A 17,752-nucleotide genomic window follows, 5' to 3' on the forward strand; every position below is an offset into this window, starting at 1 on the left:
CCCCCTCCGCCACCTTCTCGGCGGCACCGGCGTCCCGGAGGTACCCCACCACGACGTCGTGCCCCTCCGCCGCGAGCCGCAGACAGGTCGCGGCACCGATCCCCCGGCTGCCGCCGGTGACCACGGTGACGAGGCGCTTCATGACTTCCTCCTGGTGAAAGCTCCGAGCCGATGATCCCCGGGCAGAGCCTAGACCCGCGGACGGGCGGGGACGCCGTCGTCCAGCGACCGCGGGGGCCGGCTTCGGGCCGGCTTCGTGCGTCAGGTCGCGTCGGCGTCCACACGGGCGGTCTCGGCTCGCCGGATGAGCAGCACGTCGTCGAGGCCCCCGGCATGGAACGACTGAACACGGCACAGCTTCATCGGCTCCGTGTCACCGTCGTCCCGTGAAAGCTTCTCCAGCCGGGTGTGCTCGACCAGCAGACTCCGTACTTCGTCGAGGTCCACGCCGGTGGGGCGCGGACCGTATCGATGCAGGCTCTCGTCCTCGTCCACCGCCGTGCTTCCTCCTGGGGAGCGGACACGGGCGGTCCCCGATCACGCCTTCTCGGCATCCGTCGGGCTCGACACGCGGTCCGGTCCGCTCAGGCCTCGGTGTTCCCGGAGCGGTCGTCGTCCGCCCCGCGGGTCCACCATGAGATGTCGCTGCTCGTCGCTACGGCGACGGTGCGTCCGGAGGGCGAGAAACCGGCTGCTCGGAGTTCGGAGTGGCGCGAGTGGAAGATGTGCCACCACCGCTCTCCGTGCGGACCGGCGTGGGGAAGCCCGCCGTCGCCGGACAGCAGGACACGATCGTTCGGGCAGGCCGGGGAGACGAACTCCAGGGTCCGGCCGTCCGCGGTGGTGGTGTGCGGCCCTCCGCCGAAGAGCCCCGCGATGCCTACGCGGCTTCCGGTGATCGGCCCCAGCCCGGGACAGGACAGGTCGGCGACCGCGTCGGGCGTGCTGTCCTCGGGGTCGGGATCGCGGTCCCCGGCGAGCTTCTCCCCGGTGACGGCGTCGAAGAGACCGTGACCGTCGCGGGAGACGACCATCACCGGATCGTGACCGCTGTCGGGATGCGTCGCGAAGCCGATCCCGAGCAGCCCGCCGGCAGGGACACGGGACGCGAGGACGGGCTGCCATGGCTCAGGAGCGGGCACCACGGGGGCCACGGGAAGCCGGTCCCGCACCGCCCGCCGGTACGCCGAGAGGTCCGGCTCGCCCTCCGACCGCTCGACCGGATCCGCCGTGCCCGTCCACTTCGTCACGGCCCCATGATCCACGCTTCGGCGGGCCTGCCCGACGGATGTGACGCGGCCCGGCGTTCGAGCACGCGCCCTTGCGGGCTGTGAACACGGCTCGACGACCCGGGTCGAGCAGCGTTCACAGTCCCCTTCGCGGCCGACGGCACCTCGCGGGACCGAAGCTGAGGACCGACGCCGGGAAGGGCGACCGTGCGGGCACGGCGGGCCGGACGGCCCGGGGGACCTCTCACCCGGCTGGTCCGAACGCCGTCACGCGGAAGCCATCACCTCGCCGGCCATGACCTCGGGAGGGTGCGGAAGCACCGACGCAAGGTTGTCCCGCACGAAGTCCGCCGCCCTCGCGACCGACTCCTCGGCACCGGCCCGGTCCTGGAAGACGCTGGTCGAGACCATCACCCCGTCCCCGGCATCGATCCAGTAGTAGGCCACGAAGCCGGAGACCTGGCGCATGAGCGGCACGAACCCCTCGTTCACGAGACGTGCCGCCTCGGCCGGATCGGTGACCCCTTCGTATCGCCGGACTGCTGCGTACATCCCGAGCTCCTCACGGCCTTCTGGGTTCGTCCTCTGCGTTCGTCCTCTGCCGAGACGTCGTACCCCCGCGGCGGCTGTTCGGCTCGCGAGGCGTCCGGCGATCACCTGAAGGGGAGCCCTGGGTGATCCGAACGGCGGTCGTCGCGCGCCGCGGCGCGGCCGGTCTCCGGCCGGTGGGCCCGGTAGGCGGTGACGGTGGACCCGGTGTGACGGGCGCGCACCTCGAACCCGGGGCGCGCCGCGGTCGGCTGGTCGTTCACGGTGTCCGGCCCGGCCCCGCCGCACCCCGGAAACGGGTGAATATCCGCGCACGCCCCCTTGGCTCCGTCCGCCGCATGACCAAGACTGAGCCGATGACGCAGCGTACGGAGCTCGCGACCGTGAGGGACCGGCTGGCCGTCGACGAGCTCGTCACCGAGTACGCGGCGGCCGTGGACGACGGTGACTGGGAGGCGTACCGGGGGCTGTTCACCCCGGAGGGGCGGGCGGACTACCGCTCGGCCGGCGGCATCGAGGGGAGCGCCCGGGAGGTGGCCGGGTGGCTCGCGGAGCACCTGGAGGCGTTCCCCGTGCGGCAGCGCCTGATCGTCAACCGGCGGGTGCGGTTCGGCGTCCGGGAGCAGGACACCGGCGACACGGCACGGGTGCGGGCCGACTACGTGGCCCCGATGGGCCGCACCGGGCGGGACGGCGGACCCGCCGAGCCGGACCTCGTGTGCGGCGGCCGGTACGCGTTCGCCCTGCTGCGCACGGACGACGGCTGGCGGCTGAGCGAGGTGGTGGTGCGCGAGAAGTGGCGCCGCCCTCCCGGCCCGCCGACGGCTCCTGTGATCGGCTGAGCCCGCCCGCCCTGTCCCGGATCGCCTCCGGGACGCACACTGGGGGTACCACGGGGTCGGCAACCGAGGGGGACGGGCTGAGCGGGAGTGTGTGTTCCGGCGTGTGCGAATGGCCGGGGACGGCCGGGGCCGGGACGGGTGCCGTCCGGCCGGGGAGGGGGACGGGAGTTCGCCCGTCGCATGCGTGACCTTGTCGGGTGGTGTTCGTTGGGAGGGGCGATCGGGTTTTCGGAGCCGAGCCGGTGGGGGTGCGGGGTGGACGGCCCGGAGCACTCCACGGACACGCGGACGGAGCGGAAACGGTCTTCGGCCGAGGCGTCCTCGTCGCGCCGGGCCGGGAGCACCACCGGGGCCACCCGTCACGACGCCGCCTCGGCGGCCGTCGGACGACGCGCCCCCGGGCACCGCGTCCGGCGACGGACCGCACCGCCCCCGCACGGCCGGAGCGGTCGTGCGGGGCATCGGACCGCCCGGGCCGGAGACGGCACCCGGGGGCGTGAGGAGACCCGTCCCCGGGGTCCCGGACCACGGGCACGATCCGTGCGGCCCGACCGCGGAGCGGACGCGGGAGACCGGTGTGCCCGGCACCGTTCGGGGCACGCGGCTGAGCCCGTGCGGTTCACGCCCGGTCTCCGGGAACGGTAGGGAGGCGCTCATGAAGACGCTCGGCCACTGGCTCACCTCGCCGTGGCGGCGCTCGGCCCTCGCCGCGGTCGTGGGTGCCCTGCCCGTCCTGGCCTTTCCCGCCCCGTCCCTGTGGTGGTTCGCCTACGTCGCCCTGGTGCCCTGGATCCTGCTGGCCCGCACCGCGCCGACGGGGCGACGGGCGGCCTACGACGGCTGGTGGGGCGGGTTCGGCTTCATGCTGGCCATGCACCACTGGCTGCTGCCGAACCTGCACGTGTTCACGTTCGTCGTCGCCGCCCTGCTCGGCGCGCTGTGGGCGCCCTGGGGCTGGCTGGTGCGCCGCATGCTCGGCGGAGACCCGTCGCGGGGCCGGGTCCTGGCGGCGCTCGTCGTGCTGCCGTCGGGCTGGCTGGCCGTCGAACTCGTCCGTTCCTGGCAGGGCCTCGGCGGCCCCTGGGGCGTGCTCGGCGCGAGCCAGTGGCAGGTGGAGGCCGCCCTGCGGCTGGCGTCGGTCGGCGGGATGTGGCTGCCCGGCTTCCTGGTGGTGGCGCTGAACGTCGCCGTGGCCGTGCTCGTCGCCATCCGGCGGTCCCGCGTGCCCGCGGTCGCCGGGCTGACCGCCACGGCCGCCGTGACCTGTGCGGCGTGGGTGTGGTCGCCGCGGCCGGACACCGACGACCGGGTCAGGATCGCGGTCGTGCAGCCGGGCGTCGTCTCCGGCCCCGGCAACCGGTTCGACCTCGAGGAGCGGCTCACCCGTGAGCTCGTGGGCCAGGACGTCGGGCTGGTCGTCTGGGGCGAGAGCAGCGTCGGCTTCGACCTCGGGGAGCGGCCCGACCTCGCGCGGCGGCTCGCGGCCCTGTCCCGTGAGACGGGCGCCGAGATCCTGGTCAACGTGGACGCCCGGCGCTCCGACCGGCCCGGCATCTACAAGAGCTCGGTGCTGATCGGTCCGGACGGCCCGACCGGTGACCGGTACGACAAGATGCGGCTGGTCCCGTTCGGCGAGTACATCCCGGTCCGCTCCCTGCTGGGCTGGGCGACCTCCGTCGGCGAGGCGGCCGGCGAGGACCGCAGGCGCGGCTCGCGGCAGGTGGTGATGGACGCCGGGGAAGGGCTGCGGATCGGCCCGATGGTGTGCTTCGAGAGCGCGTTCCCCGACATGAGCCGGCACCTCGCCGAGGACGGCGCCGACGTCCTGCTCGCCCAGTCCTCCACCTCGACGTTCCAGCAGAGCTGGGCTCCCGGGCAGCACGCCTCGCTCGCCGCGCTGCGCGCCGCCGAGACCGGCCGTCCGATGGTGCACGCGACCCTGACGGGCGTCTCCGCCGTGTACGGACCGGGCGGGGAGCCCGTCGGCCCGCGGCTCGGCACGGACGCCAGTGCCGCGCAGGTGTACGAGGTCCCGCTGGCGCACGGCACCACGCCCTACGTCCGCTTCGGCGACTGGCTCCCGTACACCGCGCTGCTGGTCCTGGCCGCCTGGGGCGTCACCGAAGTCCTGCGCCTCGGGCGGAACGCTCGTGGATCGCGTGTACCACCCGCTCGCACAGCTCATGGGTCGCCAGCGCGTCCCGGGCACTGAGCACCTCGCCCGCGCGCACCGCGTCCAGGAAGGCGAGCACCGCCTGCTCGATGCCGCGCTGCCGGGACACCGGCACCCAGTCGCCGCGCCGGCGCACGGTCGGCTGCCCCTTGTGGTCGATCACCTCGGCGAGGTTGACCACCTGGCGCTTGGCGTCCTGCCCGGAGACCTCGAGGATCTCCTCGGCCGATCCGCTGAGCCGGTTCATCACACCGAGCGCGGTGAAGCCGTCCCCGGCGAGCTGGAGCACCACGTGGTGCAGCAGCCCGTCCTCGGTGCGGGCGCGCACGGTCACGTCGTCGACCGGGCCGGGCACCAGGAAGCGCAGGGTGTCGACGACGTGGATGAAGTCGTCGAGGATCATCGTGCGCGGCTCCTCCGGCAGCCCGGTCCGGTTCTTCTGCATCAGGATCAGTTCGCGCGGATGTTCCGCGCACTGGCTGTAGCCCGGGGCGAAGCGCCGGTTGAAGCCGACGGCGAGGCTCGTCCCGCGCTCCTCGGCGAGCGCCACGAGCCGCGTGGAGTCGGCGAGTTCGTAGGCGAGCGGCTTGTCGACGTAGGTCGGCACGCCCGCCTCGAGGAGGCGGGTCACGATCTCCGGGTGGGCCTGGGTCGGCGCGTGCACGAAGGCGGCGTCGAGGTCCTGGGCGAGCAGCGCGGCGAGGTCCGCGTGGCGCTGCCCGGGCGGGAGGTGGAGGCCGTCGGCGACCCGGTCGAGCGTGGCGGGGGTGCGGGTCTGCAGGTGCAGTTCGACGTCGGGCAGGCCGGCGAGCACCGGGAGGTAGGCCTTCTGCGCGATGTCTCCGAGTCCGATGCAGCCGACCTTCACCGGGTGTTCTCCTCTAGTCCTCGTAGTCCTCGTCCGTCCTGGTCCGCTGCGCAGCATACGGCGGCCGGGGAGGCCGCCAGTCGGCGATCCCGTCGAAGCCGCGCAGGAACAGCGCCGGCCCGGCCTTCGACAGCGCGGCGATCGCGTTGTCGCGCACGGCGGTGCCGACCCGGCCGGTCATCATGTTCAGGCGGGCCACCCTGACGGCCTGGCGGGTGATCGCGGTGGTGCGGGGCAGCCGGGCGGCGGTGTAGCCGGGCAGGTCGTCGACGAGGGAGAGGGTGATCGCGTCCTCGATGGCCTGGTTGCCGCCCTGGCCGAGGGTCGGCGGCATGGCGTGCGCGGCGTCGCCGACCAGGGCCACCCGGCCGCGGTGGTGGGCGGGCAGCGGCTCGGCGATGTGGTGGACGTCGTGGCGGAGCACGTCCTCGGGGCGGGCGGCGGCCAGCACGGCGGGGATCGGGTCGTGCCAGTCGCCGTAGCGCCGCAGCAGTTCGGCCCGCTCGTCGTCGGGGGCGTGCTCCCCCGCGGGAGCCACGGCGGCGGCGTAGGCGTAGACCCGGCCGTCCTTGAGCGGGTGCGTGCCCCAGATGCGGCCCCGGCCCCAGGTCTCGTGCGAGGCGAACTCCACGCCGGGCAGCGGGATCACGATCCGCCAGGTGGTGAACCCGGAGTACACGGGCCCGGGGTGGTCCGGGAAGAGCGCGCGGCGCACCGCGGAGTGGATGCCGTCGGCGGCCACCACCAGATCGGCCTCCAGTTCGCCGTCGGGGGTGCCGACGCGGGCCGGCCGGCCGCCGGCCTCTCCGGGGTCGACGAGGTGCGCGGCGGCGGCCGTGCGGACGGCGTCCGGCGGGAGCCGCGCGGCCAGGTGGTCGATGAGGGTGGCCCGGTGGAGCAGGACCAGGGGGCCGCCGAAGCGCTCCTCCGCGGCGGCGGCGCCGGTCCGGGACAGCCACCGGCCGCTCGGCGCGCGCAGTCCTCCGTCGCCCTGCCAGGCGGACAGGGCGCGGACGGCGTCGCCGAGCCCGATGACGTCCAGTCCGCGCAGCGCGTTGGGCGCCAGGGAGATGGCCGCGCCGACCGGCTCCAGGGAGGGGGCCCGTTCCAGCACCGTCACCCGCGCACCGCGCCGGTGCAGGGCGACCGCCGCGGTCAGGCCGCCGATCCCCCCGCCGATCACGATCGCCCGTTCGGCTCGCCCCATGGCTCCTCCTCACCCTGGAACTACATGTGTAGTAAGCGTACGACTCCGACTGTACTACAGCCGTAGTGCGAGAGGTAGTTTGGCCTCCATGTCCGAACGCACCGCGGGCGCCTCCCGCGCCGATCTAGTCGCCGACGCCGCCCTCGCCCTGCTCGCCGAACGCGGGATGCGCGGGCTCACCCACCGGGCGGTCGACCAGGCGGCCGGACTCCCCCAGGGATCCACCTCGAACCTGGCGCGCACCCGCCAGGCGCTGCTGGAGCTGACGGTGCGGCGGCTCGCCGAGCGGGAGGCACGCGTCCTCGCGCTGCACGAGATGCCGGACCCGCGGGCCGGGTCCGGCTCCCTGGTGGACGCCCTGGCCCTGGCCACCCACCGCGCCTTGACCCGCAACCGCGAACTCACCCTCGCCCGTTACGAACTGGCCCTGGAGGCCACCCGCCGCCCCGAACTGCGGGCGTACTTCGACGCGGCCGGCGCCCGCTTCCGCGACCAGCTCGTCGCCCTGGTCACCGGGCTCGGCTCCACGGAACCGGACCGGCACTCGCTGTCGCTGATCGCCTGGGCGGACGGGCTGATGTTCTCCTGCGTGGCCGGCTCCTTCAGCGCGCGCGTGCCGAGCCTCGCGGAGGTGCGCTCGGACCTGGGGGAGCTGCTGGCCGGGATGCTCGGTCGGCCTTGAAACGCCTGGTGGACGAGGGCGGCAGTGGGCAAGGATGCCCCTCATGACGACCGAACGCCGCGAACCCGACCGGAACGCCGACGAACGCACCATGCTGGAGGGCTGGCTCGACTACCACCGCCGCACCCTCGCGTGGAAGTGCGAGGGGCTGACCGACGACCAGCTGCGCACCGCCTCGGTGCAGCCCTCGGAGCTGTCCCTGATGGGGCTGGTGCGGCACATGGCGGAGGTGGAGCGGTCCTGGTTCCGCAGGGTGCTGGCGGCCGAGGACACCGGGCCGATCCACTACGACGAGGCCGATCCGGACGGCGAGTTCCACCTCACCGGGGCGGACACCTGGCAGGAGGCGTACACCACCTGGCAGGCCGAGATCGGCGCGGCCCGGCGCAACGCGGCCGGCTTCGCGCTGGACGACCTGTCCAAGGGCCGGGGCCGGGACGGTGGCGAACCGTTCACCCTGCGCTGGATCTACACCCACATGATCGAGGAGTACGCGCGTCACAACGGCCACGCCGACCTGATCCGCGAGCGGCTCGACGGCGTCACCGGCGAATGACGTCACCCTCGGCACCTCCCCGGCCCCCCGTACGGGGCCGGAGATCACCCGTGCGGGGCATGCTCCGCCTGTCCGCCGCCCCTCGATGCACCCGAGCCGCCAGAGTGGCCCGGGTGCATCGAAAGACGACCACAGCAACGCTTCTGCTGACCGTGGCGGTCTCGGCCCTCTCGGGCTGCGTGACGGTCCAGCACCCTCCCGCGCCCGGACCGCCGGGGGCGGCGCCCCGGCCGTCCGAGGCGCGCCCGGTCGTGCAGGCACCGGCCCGCGAGGCCCTGGAGAGGGTCGGCCCGTCCCGGCCCCCGAAGGCGTCCGAGACCCCCTCGCACCGTGCCACCCCCACGACCGCCGCACCGGAGCGGAAGGCGCCGCCCGGCGAGCGGAACGGACGGACCCGGTCGGCCCGGCCGCAGCCGAGGACGTCCGGCCACCCGCAGCGGCCCCAGCCCCTCCCCCGCATTCCGGAGGCGACGCGCCCCGTCGGAGGCGACGGGGCGGGGCTGTGCGCACTGGGCAGACAGTACGGCGGCTGGCGCCCGGACAGCCCGGAAGCGACCATCTGCAAGGAGACGTACGGAGGCTGACCCGGCCGTCGGCCGCGTCACCGACCTGTCCGGGTGGCACGCCTAGGGCCGCTGTCGCGGCGGACGCCACCCGCCGGGCGCCCCGCCCTCGCCCAGCCGCAGTTCCAGCCACCGGATGGCGGCCCGCACCCCCTCGCCGTAGGTGTCGTCGGCCAGGGTGCGGGCCGCGCCCCGGGCCCGGTGGAGATGGGTGCGGGCGGCGTCGGGGCGGCCGAGGCGGGCGTAGTCGGCGGCCAGGTTCAGGTGCAGCGACGGATAGAGGGCCCGCACGGCGAGGGACCCCTCGTACGCGGCGGACCGGTCCCCGACGACCTCCTCCGCCGCCGTCAGCGCCCGCAGGTCCCAGGCCAGTTCGTCCTCGGGGTCGTCCTGGGTGTCGGCGAGGTAGTGGGCCAGGGTGCAGCGGTGCAGCGGATCGCCGTGCGCGCCGATCTCCACCCACAGGCCGAGGAAGCGGTGCCGGGCCTCCTCCCGGTCGCCCGCGTGGTGCAGCATCACGACCTGCCCGATCCGTGTCAGCACGGCGTCCGGCGCCGCCTGCCCCTGTCGCTCCGCCACCGCGCCCTCCGCACCGCTCGCCGGCTGTCGCACCCGACGCTAACGGCAGGCGGGGCCGATCCCGGACAAGCCGCTCCGTGGCGCCCCGGGCGGCCGGGCGCGGGATCCGGTGGACCGGCTCGCACCCCCCGGGAGGCGTCAGCCCAGGTTCGGGATGGTCCAGTCGATCGGCTCGTGGCCCTGCGCGGCCACCGCCTCGTTGATCTGCGTGAACGGACGGGAGCCGAAGAACTTCTTCGCCGACAGCGGGGAGGGGTGTGCGCCCTTGACCACCGCGTGCCGGCTCTCGTCGATCAGCGGGAGCTTCTTCTGCGCGTAGTTCCCCCACAGCACGAAGACCGCCGGGTCGGGACGGTCGGCCACCGCGCGGATGACGGCGTCGGTGAACCTCTCCCAGCCGCGGCCCTTGTGCGAGTTGGCCTCGCCGCCGCGGACCGTGAGCACCGCGTTGAGCAGCAGCACGCCCTGCTCCGCCCACGGCATCAGATAGCCGTTGTCCGGGATGGGCGTGCCCAGCTCCGCGTGCATCTCCTTGTAGATGTTGCGCAGCGACGGCGGGATCCGCACCCCGGGCCGCACCGAGAAGCACAGGCCGTGCCCCTGCCCCTCGCCGTGGTAGGGGTCCTGACCGAGGATCAGGACCTTCACCTTGTCGTACGGCGTGGCGTCCAGCGCCGCGAAGACCTCCTCGCGGGGCGGGTAGACGGGACCCTTCGCCCGCTCCTCCTCGACGAACTCGGTCAGCTCCTCGAAGTAGGGCTGCTGCAGCTCGTCGCCCAGAACCCCGCGCCAGGACTCGGGCAGCATGGCGATATCGGTCACGTCGTTGTCCTCACGTGTGCGGTCACTTGCAGGCTTCAGAACCTACAGGCGATCACTGACAACCGGCCCCGCGGGCGGTCGTACCCGGTCCTACCAGCTGGTCTTCCGGGAGAGTTCCCACATCATCATGATCGTCGAGGGGTCCAGCGCCCGCTCCGCCCCCGAGATGTCCCGGCTCGCGGCCACGTACTGCCTCCCCTGCCACAGCGGCAGCAGCCGCGCGTCGTCGACGAGGATCCGCTGGGCCTCCTTGAACTGCTTCACCACGTTGCCGCGGTCGCTCTCGCGGCGGGAACTGGGCAGCAGATCGTTCGTGATCTTGGTGGCCTCGTAGGGCGTGCCGAGCGCGTTCTGCTTGCCGACGAACGGGGCGATGAAGTTGTCCGCGTCCGGGAAGTCGGGGGACCAGCCACGCCCGAACACCGGGTACTCGCCCTTCTGGTAGCCCTCGACGTACGTCTTCCAGGGGCGGCTCTTGAGGGTGACGTCGAACAGCTTCGAGGCCTCCAGCTGGCGCTCGATCTCCTTGAACTCCAGCCCGGTCTCGGAACCGTAGCGGTCCGTGGTGTACCAGAGGGTGAGCGGGACCGGCTCGGTGATGCCCGCCGAGGTGAGCATCTGCCGGGCCTTGGCGACGCTGGGCTCGCCGTAGTCGTCGAAGAAGCCGGTGGTGTGGCCGGTCAGGCCCTTGGGGACCATGGAGTACAGCGGGTCGACCGTGTCCTTGTAGACCTTGTGCGCGATCGCTCCGCGGTCGACGACCTGGGCGACGGCCTGGCGCACCGCCTTCTTGTCGGCCCACGGGTCCTTCGGGTTGAACACCAGGTAGTTGATGTCGGTCCCGGTGCCCTCGATGAGCTGGATCTCCTCCTCCTTGGAGGTCTTGCCCTGGAGGTCGATGACGTCACCGGCGGCCAGACCGCGGTAGGTCAGGTCGATCCGGTCCTCCCGCAGCGCCTTGACCATGGTGCCGGAGTCCTGGAAGTAGCGGACGGTCACCGCGCCGTTCCGGTGCTCGGCGTGGCCCTCGTAGTGTTCGTTGCGGACGAGCCGGGCCTCCTTGCCCTCCTCGTACGACTGGAGGGCGTACGGCCCGGAACCGACGACGGCGCCGTCCTTGCGCAGGGCGTCGGCCGGGTAGGAGTCGGGGTCGACGATCGACATGGCGGGCGTGGCGAGCACGAACGGGAAGGTGGCGTCCGGCTTGTTGAGGTAGAAGACCACCTCGCGCTCGTTCGGTGCCTGTACCCGTTCGAGGCTGCCCAACAGACCGGCGGGGCCGCCGTTGACGTTGATCTCGCGGATCCGGTCGATGGAGTGCTTGACCGCCTTGGCGTCGAGCGTGCCGCCGTCGGAGAACTTCAGGCCCTCGCGCAGTTCGCAGCGGAACACCTGGTTGGAGTTGTCGGAGAACTCGCAGCTCTCGGCGGCGTCCGGCTGGGGCGTGCTCGCACCGACGGGGTAACTCAGCAGCGTCTGGTAGACGTTGCGGAACAGCTCCCAGGAACTGTCCCAGGAGGCGGCAGGATCCAGCGTGCTGGGGGAGCTGGTGGTTCCTATGACGATGGGGCCCTCGTCCTCCGGGGTGTCGGACGACAGGACGCCGCATCCGGTCACCAAGGACGATATGGACGCGATGGCCGCCACCCGCCGCAGGCATCGGTTCCGGTTGAACACGCGCACGCTCCTCGATCTGCCGTACCAAGGGTCGGCAGACGATACCGCAGTGTTCCGCCTCCTGGACCTCTCCGGTAAGGCCCCGGAGATCAACTTTCCGATGACTACGTTGTCAGCGTGCCGTTGCGCCCCAAAAAGCCGACACGGGCGCCGTTTTCGTCAACGGACGCCCGTGCCGGAACCGCCGCACACCGGGCCGCGCGGGTGTCCGGGCGGCGAGGTGTCCGGGCGGCGGGGCGGGGGTCAGGCCACGCCGGTGTTCAGGAAGACGCCGCCGTCGACGACCAGGGTCTGGCCGGTGACCCAGTCCGACTGGTCCGAGGTGAGGAACGCGGCGGCGCCGCCGATGTCGGACGGCACGCCGAGCCGGCCCAGCGGGTAGGCCGCGGCGGCCTCCGCCTCCCGGCCCTCGTACAGTGCCTGGGCGAACTTGGTCTTCACCACGGCCGGGGCGATGGCGTTGACCCGCACCTTGGGCGCGAACTCGTGCGCGAGCTGCACGGTCAGGTTGATCAGCGCCGCCTTGCTGACGCCGTAGGCGCCGATGAAGGGCGAGGGCGCGAGGCCCGCGACGGAGGCGATGTTGACGATCGCGCCGCCATTGTCCCTCTGCCAGGCGTGCCAGGTGCGCTGGGCGAAGCCGAGCGCCGAGAGCACGTTGGTCTCGAACACCTTGCGCGCCACGTCCAGGTCGAGGTCGGCCATCGGCCCGAACACCGGGTTGGTCCCGGCGTTGTTGACCAGGTGGTCGATGCGGCCGAAGGCCTCCATCGTGCGCTCGACGGCGACGGCCTGGTGGGCCTCGTCGTGCGCCTTGCCGGCGACGTACACGGCGCGGTCGGCGCCGAGCTTCTCGACGGCCTCCTTGAGGGCTTCCTCGTTGCGACCGGTGATGCAGACGCGGTCGCCGCGCGCGACCAGCGCCTCGGCGACGCCGTAGCCGATGCCGCGACTGGCACCGGTGATCAGGGCGACCTTGCCCGAGAGTTCCACGGAAGTCATGTCCTCGGCCTTCCCTAGTCGAGCGGTCCGCCGGCGACGTACAGCACCTGGCCGGAGACGAAGCCGGCCGCCTCGCCGGTGAAGAAGGCGATGGCGTCGGCGACGTCCTCCGGTTCACCGACGCGGTTCACCGGGATCTGGGTGGCGGCGGCGGCCTTGAAGTCCTCGAAGCCCATGCCGACGCGCTCCGCGGTGGCCTTGGTCATCTCGGTGGCGATGAAGCCGGGGGCGACGGCGTTGGCGGTGACGCCGAACTTGCCGAGCTCCTTGGCGAGGGTCTTGGTGAAGCCCTGCAGACCCGCCTTGGCGGCCGAGTAGTTGATCTGCCCCCGGTTGCCGAGCGCGGAGGAGGAGGACAGGTTGACGATCCGGCCGAAGCCCGCGTCCACCATGTGCTTCTGGCAGGCCCGGGACATCAGGAAGGCACCGCGCAGGTGCACGTTCATGACGGTGTCCCAGTCGGAGACGCTCATCTTGAACAGCAGGTTGTCGCGCAGCACGCCCGCGTTGTTGACCAGGATGGTCGGCGCGCCGAGCTCCTCGGCGATCCGCGCGACGGCGGCCTCGACCTGCGCCTCGTCGGAGACGTCGCAGCCGACCGCGACGGCCCTGCCACCCGCGGCGGTGATCTTCTCGACGGTGTCCTTGCAGGCGGCCTCGTCGAGGTCGATCACGGCGACCGCACGGCCCTCGGCGGCCAGTCGTACGGCGGTGGCGGCGCCGATGCCGCGCGCGGCACCGGTGACCAGGGCGGTGCGGCCGGCGAGCGGGCGGTCCCCGTCGTCGGGGGCGACGGGCTGGTGCGCGCCGACCTCGATCACCTGGCCGCTGACGTAGGCCGACCTGGGCGAGAGCAGGAAACGGAGGGTGGACTCGGCGGCGGGGGCGTCGGTGAGGCGGACCAGGTTCACGGTCCTGCCCCGGCCGATCTCCTTGCCGAGGGAGCGGACGAAGCCCTCCAACGCCTGCTGGGCGGCGGCCTGGTGGTGGTCGGCGGGGTCGAGCGGGGCGCCCAGCACCACGATCCGGCCGCTCGCGGCGACCGACCGGACGACCGGGTGCAGGGCCGCGTGCACCTCGGCGAGTCCCTCGACGTCCCGTATCCCGGCGGCGTCCAGGACGACGGCGGCGGGCCGGCCCGTGGCGTCGTCCGTGCCGAGCCCGGTACGGGCGAGGACGGGGGCGAGGTCGAGGCCGGACGTGCCCGCGGTGAGGTGGAGCAGGCCGCCGTCCAGGCCCGGCGCCCCGGGCGACCAGCGCCGCAGCGCCGCGGGCTGGGGGAGGCCGAGGCGGCGCGTCAGGAAGCGGCCGGACGCGGTGCCGGTGAAGCTCAGATAGCGGTCGGCCATGAAGGGACTCCCAGCGGGTGTGAGGAGGCTCGCCCCGGACGCACCACGGTGCTTACCCTGCTGCTTACTCCGGAGTAAGGTTACCGGAGGTAATCCTATGTCACCGGTGAGGAGCAGGTCGAGATGAGCCCCCTGGAGCCGCCCACCGCGCGGCGCGTCGCGGTCATCGGCGGCAGCCGTGTCCCGTTCGCCCGCTCCGACGGCCCGTACGCCACCGCCTCCAACCAGGAGATGCTCACCGCGGCCCTGGACGGCCTCGTCGAGCGGTACGACCTGCAAGACCCGGGCGCCGTCGGCGAGTTCGTCGCCGGCGCGGTCCTCAAGCACAGCCGCGACTTCAACCTCGCCCGGGAGACGGTCCTCGGCTCGCGGCTGGACGCCCGCACCCCCGCGTACGACGTCCAACAGGCCTGCGGCACCGGCCTCCAGGCCGTCGTCGCCGCCGCCAACAAGATCGCCCTCGGCCAGACGGAGTCCGCCGTCGCGGGCGGCGCCGACACCGCGAGCGACGCGCCCCTCGGCGTCAACGACGCCCTGCGCACGGTGCTGTTGGAGGCGCGGCGCGCGAAGTCGCTCGGCGCCCGCCTCAGGGCCCTGGCGAAGGTGCGCCCCGGCCACCTCGTCCCCGACGTCCCGCGCAACGCCGAACCGCGCACCCACCTCTCCATGGGCGAGCACGCCGCCGCCACCGCCCGCGCCTGGAGCTCCGCCCGGCTCTCCACCTCGTTCACGCCGGGGGCGCCCCTGTCCCGCGAGGCCCAGGACGACCTCGCGGCGACCAGCCACCGGCGGCTGGCCGCGGCGTACGAACGCGGCCTGTTCCAGGACCTGGTGGTGCCCTTCCGCGGCCTGGTCCGCGACCAGAACCTGCGCCCGGACTCGACGGTGGAGAAACTCGCCGCGCTGAAGCCGGTGTTCGGCCTCGACCACCCCGACCCGACCATGACGGCGGGCAATTCGACACCGCTCACGGACGGCGCCGCGGTGGTGCTGCTGGCGAGCGAGGAGTGGGCGGCGGCACGCGGCCTGGAGCCCCTGGCGTACCTGACCGCCTCGGAGACGGCCGCCGTGGACTTCGTGCACGGCGACGTGGCGGGCGGCGAGGACGGCCTGCTGATGGCCCCGGCGCACGCGGTCCCGCGCATGCTGGAGCGCGCCGGACTGGGCATGGAGGACTTCGACCTGATCGAGATCCACGAGGCGTTCGCCTCCCAGGTGCTGGCCACGCTGGCGGCCTGGGAGGAGCGCGGACTGGCCCCCGTCGACCGCGCCCGCCTGAACGCGGCGGGCTCGTCCCTGGCGACCGGCCACCCCTTCGCCGCCACCGGCGCCCGCATCGTGGCGACCCTGGCGAAGCTCCTCGCCGAACGGGACGCCCCCGGCCGGGGGTTGATCTCGATCTGTGCGGCGGGCGGACAGGGCGTGACGGCGATCCTCGAACGCCCGTGACCGACCCGGGACGGGACCCGGCGCGAGGACGAACGTGAGCCTCCCTCACCCAACCCCGACACTGCACACGCCCGGTTCCGGACCCTCCCCGTATCCGCACGAACCCCTCACGCGAGAGCCGTACGATCCCGAGTCCGACCCGCGGCGCCCCCTCGTCCGGGCGCCGCGGGTGAGCGCCTCGGCGTGCGAGGCCCGTACGTCATGGCAGTAAGCAGTTCCACTGCACGCCCCAGGAGCCGCCCGTGTCCACCGCGCATTCCTCCGCCGCGCATCCCTCCGTCGCGTATTCCTCAGCCCTCGACGACGACTACGGGACGCCCGTCCTGGTCGAACCCGAGATCCGGCGGCTGGACGGAGTCGTCCGGGAAGCGTCCGTCCCGCCGTTCGCCAAGCCGGTGCGGCACGGATCGCTCGCCGACCTGCCGTTCGACAACGCGAGCGCGGCTCCGGACGCGGTGGTCCTCAGCCGGAAGACGTCGGACGGCGGCTGGCGGGACGTGACGGCCGCCGGGTTCGCCGCGGAGGTCATGGCCGTGGCGAAGGGGCTGATCGCCGAGGGCCTGATGCCGGGCGACCGGATCGCCGTCATGGCCCGCACGATCTACGAGTGGACCGTCCTCGACTTCGCCGCGTGGGCGGCCGGACTGGTCACGGTCCCCCTCTACCCCACCTCCTCCGTCTTCCAGGCGCGCTGGATCCTGCACGACTCGGGCGCGGTCGCCCTGATCACGGAGAGCACGGCCCAGGCCGCCGCCCTCGGCCCGGAGTTCCCCCACCTGCCCGACCTGCGGCACGTGTGGATCGTCGAGAAGGGCCACGTCGAGCGGCTCGCGGAGGCCGGCGCGCACCTCCCGGACCAGGAGGTGGACGTACGCCGCGGCGTCCTGGGCCCCGACACCCTCGCCACCCTCGTCCACACCTCGGGCACGACGGGCCGACCCAAGGGCTGCGCGCTCACCCACGGCAACTTTTTCGCCGGGGTGGACAACGCCATCGAGCTGCTCTACCCCGTCTTCCGGGCGCGGACGAGCGAAGAGGCCTCCGTCCTCCTCTTCCTGCCGATGTCCCACATCTTCGGCCGCATGGTCGCCGTCGCCTGCGTGCGCGCCCGGGTACGCCTCGGGCACGCGCCGAGCCTGAAGACCGAGGACCTGCTGCCGGACCTGGCGAGTTTCCGGCCCACCTGCCTGCTGACCATCCCCTACATGCTGGAGAAGGTCTTCAACGCCGCCCGGGCCAAGGCGGAGGCGGGCGGACGGGTGTCCACCTTCGACCGCGCGGCGGCGGTCGCCCGCCGCTACGGCGAGGCCCTGGAGGCCCGGCAGGCCGACACGGGCCCCGGCCCGTCCCGCTCCCTGAGGACGGCCCGCGCCTTCTACGACCTCCTGGTCCACCGCCGCCTCCGCAACGCCATGGGCGGCAGGGTCCGCTACGCCATCTGCGGCGGCTCCCCGCTCGGCCGCCCCCTCGCCGCGTTCTACGCCGGTGCCGGCATCGAGGTCTTCGAGGGGTACGGCCTGACGGAGACGACCGGCGCCACGACGGTGACGCCCCCGCTCCAACCCCGCCTGGGCACGGTGGGCTGGCCGCTGCCCGGCACGCGGATCCGCATAGCGGCGGACGGCGAGATCCTGGTCGGGGGCGAGCACGTGCTCCGCGGCTACTGGGACCCCCAGGCGGGCGGCGTGGTCCCCGCGGCGCCCGACGGCTGGCTGCCCACGGGGGACCTCGGCGCACTGGACGACGAGGGCTACCTGACGATCACGGGCCGCAAGAAGGAGCTGATCCTCACCGCGGGCGGCAAGAGCATCGCCCCGGCCCCGCTGGAGAACTGGCTCCGCTCCCACCCCCTGATCTCCCAGGTCATGGTGCTCGGCGAGAACCGCCCCTACGTCTCCGCCCTGATCACCCTGGACCCCGACGGCATCACCCACTGGCGCCGGATGAACGGCAGGCACCCGGTCCCGCCGGAACTCGCCGCCGACGACGAGGAACTGCGCGCCGTCCTCCAGCGCGCGATCGACGAGGCCAACACGACCCTCTCCCGCCCGGAGTCGATCCGCCGCTTCACGATCCTCCCGGTGGACTTCACGGAGGAGGCGGGCCACCTGACCCCCTCGATGAAACTGCGACGCGAGGCGATCCTGCGGGACTTCGCGGAGGAGGTGGAGGGGCTGTACCGGGGATAGAGGGGCTGTACCGGGG

17 protein-coding genes are annotated in these 17,752 nt (G+C 73.4%); 6 read left to right on the forward strand and 11 right to left on the reverse strand.

The window, feature by feature from the left end; translation table 11 throughout:
- The 4 genes from B7L92_RS00965 to B7L92_RS00980 all read right to left on the reverse strand — a co-directional run.
- Positions 1 to 142, reverse strand: a 142-nt coding sequence (locus tag B7L92_RS00965; RefSeq protein WP_143626212.1) for an SDR family NAD(P)-dependent oxidoreductase, incomplete at its 3' end; no start/stop codon positions are given.
- A gap of 119 nt (positions 143 to 261) precedes the next feature.
- The gene (locus B7L92_RS00970) at positions 262 to 495 is read right to left on the reverse strand and encodes a hypothetical protein (RefSeq protein ID WP_081235602.1); all 234 of its coding nucleotides are present in this window, start codon (positions 493 to 495) and stop codon (positions 262 to 264) included.
- Positions 496 to 584: 89 nt separating this feature from the next.
- Positions 585 to 1,250 carry a hypothetical protein gene (locus tag B7L92_RS00975; protein WP_081235603.1) on the reverse strand — a complete coding sequence of 222 codons (666 nt, stop codon included), beginning with the start codon at positions 1,248 to 1,250 and terminating at the stop codon, positions 585 to 587.
- 246 nt (positions 1,251 to 1,496) lie between these two features.
- The gene (locus tag B7L92_RS00980; RefSeq protein ID WP_081235604.1) at positions 1,497 to 1,781 is read right to left on the reverse strand and encodes a hypothetical protein; all 285 of its coding nucleotides are present in this window, start codon (positions 1,779 to 1,781) and stop codon (positions 1,497 to 1,499) included.
- A gap of 353 nt (positions 1,782 to 2,134) precedes the next feature.
- Between B7L92_RS00980 and B7L92_RS00985 the strand changes: the two genes are divergently transcribed.
- Positions 2,135 to 2,620 (forward strand): nuclear transport factor 2 family protein, encoded by a 486-nt coding sequence (locus B7L92_RS00985; protein ID WP_081235605.1) that lies wholly within the window; start codon positions 2,135 to 2,137, stop codon positions 2,618 to 2,620.
- 655 nt (positions 2,621 to 3,275) lie between these two features.
- Positions 3,276 to 4,832 (forward strand): apolipoprotein N-acyltransferase, encoded by a 1,557-nt coding sequence (gene lnt / locus B7L92_RS00990; protein ID WP_081235606.1) that lies wholly within the window; start codon positions 3,276 to 3,278, stop codon positions 4,830 to 4,832.
- Here the strand turns inward: lnt and B7L92_RS00995 are convergent.
- Both B7L92_RS00995 and B7L92_RS01000 read right to left on the reverse strand, forming a co-directional pair.
- Entirely contained in the window at positions 4,738 to 5,661 is a 924-nt protein-coding gene (locus tag B7L92_RS00995; RefSeq protein WP_016827206.1) for a Gfo/Idh/MocA family protein, read from the reverse strand. The two genes, lnt and B7L92_RS00995, sit on opposite strands and share 95 nt — an antisense overlap.
- Positions 5,662 to 5,674: 13 nt before the next feature.
- Positions 5,675 to 6,868, reverse strand: a complete 1,194-nt coding sequence (locus B7L92_RS01000) for an FAD-dependent monooxygenase (RefSeq protein ID WP_081235607.1) — start codon at positions 6,866 to 6,868, stop codon at positions 5,675 to 5,677.
- Between the two features lie 88 nt (positions 6,869 to 6,956).
- Here B7L92_RS01000 and B7L92_RS01005 point away from each other — a divergent pair, with 88 nt between their 5' ends.
- On the forward strand, positions 6,957 to 7,550 hold the full coding sequence (locus B7L92_RS01005; RefSeq protein ID WP_081235608.1) for a TetR/AcrR family transcriptional regulator: 594 nt from the start codon (positions 6,957 to 6,959) through the stop codon (positions 7,548 to 7,550).
- Between the two features lie 43 nt (positions 7,551 to 7,593).
- Positions 7,594 to 8,106 carry a DinB family protein gene (locus tag B7L92_RS01010; RefSeq protein ID WP_081235609.1) on the forward strand — a complete coding sequence of 171 codons (513 nt, stop codon included), beginning with the start codon at positions 7,594 to 7,596 and terminating at the stop codon, positions 8,104 to 8,106.
- A 626-nt stretch (positions 8,107 to 8,732) separates the two neighbouring features.
- Here the strand turns inward: B7L92_RS01010 and B7L92_RS01020 are convergent.
- The 5 genes from B7L92_RS01020 to fabG all read right to left on the reverse strand — a co-directional run bounded on the left by B7L92_RS01020 (position 8,733) and on the right by fabG (position 13,567).
- Complete coding sequence (locus tag B7L92_RS01020; RefSeq protein WP_016827202.1) at positions 8,733 to 9,248, reverse strand: tetratricopeptide repeat protein; 516 nt, start codon at positions 9,246 to 9,248, stop codon at positions 8,733 to 8,735.
- A gap of 138 nt (positions 9,249 to 9,386) precedes the next feature.
- Entirely contained in the window at positions 9,387 to 10,070 is a 684-nt protein-coding gene (ung, locus tag B7L92_RS01025) for a uracil-DNA glycosylase (RefSeq protein WP_004990947.1), read from the reverse strand.
- Positions 10,071 to 10,160: 90 nt separating this feature from the next.
- Positions 10,161 to 11,747: an ABC transporter substrate-binding protein gene (locus B7L92_RS01030; protein ID WP_081235611.1), complete on the reverse strand. Its 1,587-nt coding sequence runs from the start codon at positions 11,745 to 11,747 to the stop codon at positions 10,161 to 10,163.
- 243 nt (positions 11,748 to 11,990) lie between these two features.
- Positions 11,991 to 12,749 carry an SDR family oxidoreductase gene (locus B7L92_RS01035; RefSeq protein ID WP_081235612.1) on the reverse strand — a complete coding sequence of 253 codons (759 nt, stop codon included), beginning with the start codon at positions 12,747 to 12,749 and terminating at the stop codon, positions 11,991 to 11,993.
- 14 nt (positions 12,750 to 12,763) lie between these two features.
- Entirely contained in the window at positions 12,764 to 13,567 is an 804-nt protein-coding gene (gene fabG, locus B7L92_RS01040) for a 3-oxoacyl-ACP reductase FabG (RefSeq protein WP_081235615.1), read from the reverse strand.
- Positions 13,568 to 14,221: 654 nt separating this feature from the next.
- Between fabG and B7L92_RS01045 the strand changes: the two genes are divergently transcribed.
- A complete protein-coding gene (locus B7L92_RS01045; RefSeq protein WP_081235613.1) occupies positions 14,222 to 15,547 on the forward strand; it encodes an acetyl-CoA C-acetyltransferase in 1,326 nt (441 codons plus the stop codon).
- A gap of 242 nt (positions 15,548 to 15,789) precedes the next feature.
- Entirely contained in the window at positions 15,790 to 17,736 is a 1,947-nt protein-coding gene (locus tag B7L92_RS01050; RefSeq protein WP_081235614.1) for an AMP-dependent synthetase/ligase, read from the forward strand.
- Positions 17,737 to 17,752 lie beyond the last annotated feature (16 nt).

The organism is Streptomyces viridosporus, from assembly GCF_002078235.1.
Classification (GTDB): domain Bacteria; phylum Actinomycetota; class Actinomycetes; order Streptomycetales; family Streptomycetaceae; genus Streptomyces; species Streptomyces viridosporus.

What these genes read in the sequence shown, in the direction of transcription:
- B7L92_RS00980 (WP_081235604.1), bottom strand. Translation starts at nt 1,781, where the DNA reads ATGTACGCAGCAGTCCGGCGATACGAAGGGGTCACCGATCCGGCCGAG.
- B7L92_RS00985 (WP_081235605.1), top strand. Translation starts at nt 2,135, where the DNA reads ATGACGCAGCGTACGGAGCTCGCGACCGTGAGGGACCGGCTGGCCGTC.
- B7L92_RS01045 (WP_081235613.1), top strand. Translation starts at nt 14,222, where the DNA reads ATGAGCCCCCTGGAGCCGCCCACCGCGCGGCGCGTCGCGGTCATCGGC.
- B7L92_RS01035 (WP_081235612.1), bottom strand. Translation starts at nt 12,749, where the DNA reads ATGACTTCCGTGGAACTCTCGGGCAAGGTCGCCCTGATCACCGGTGCC.
- B7L92_RS01005 (WP_081235608.1), top strand. Translation starts at nt 6,957, where the DNA reads ATGTCCGAACGCACCGCGGGCGCCTCCCGCGCCGATCTAGTCGCCGAC.
- lnt (WP_081235606.1), top strand. Translation starts at nt 3,276, where the DNA reads ATGAAGACGCTCGGCCACTGGCTCACCTCGCCGTGGCGGCGCTCGGCC.
- B7L92_RS01000 (WP_081235607.1), bottom strand. Translation starts at nt 6,868, where the DNA reads ATGGGGCGAGCCGAACGGGCGATCGTGATCGGCGGGGGGATCGGCGGC.
- B7L92_RS01010 (WP_081235609.1), top strand. Translation starts at nt 7,594, where the DNA reads ATGACGACCGAACGCCGCGAACCCGACCGGAACGCCGACGAACGCACC.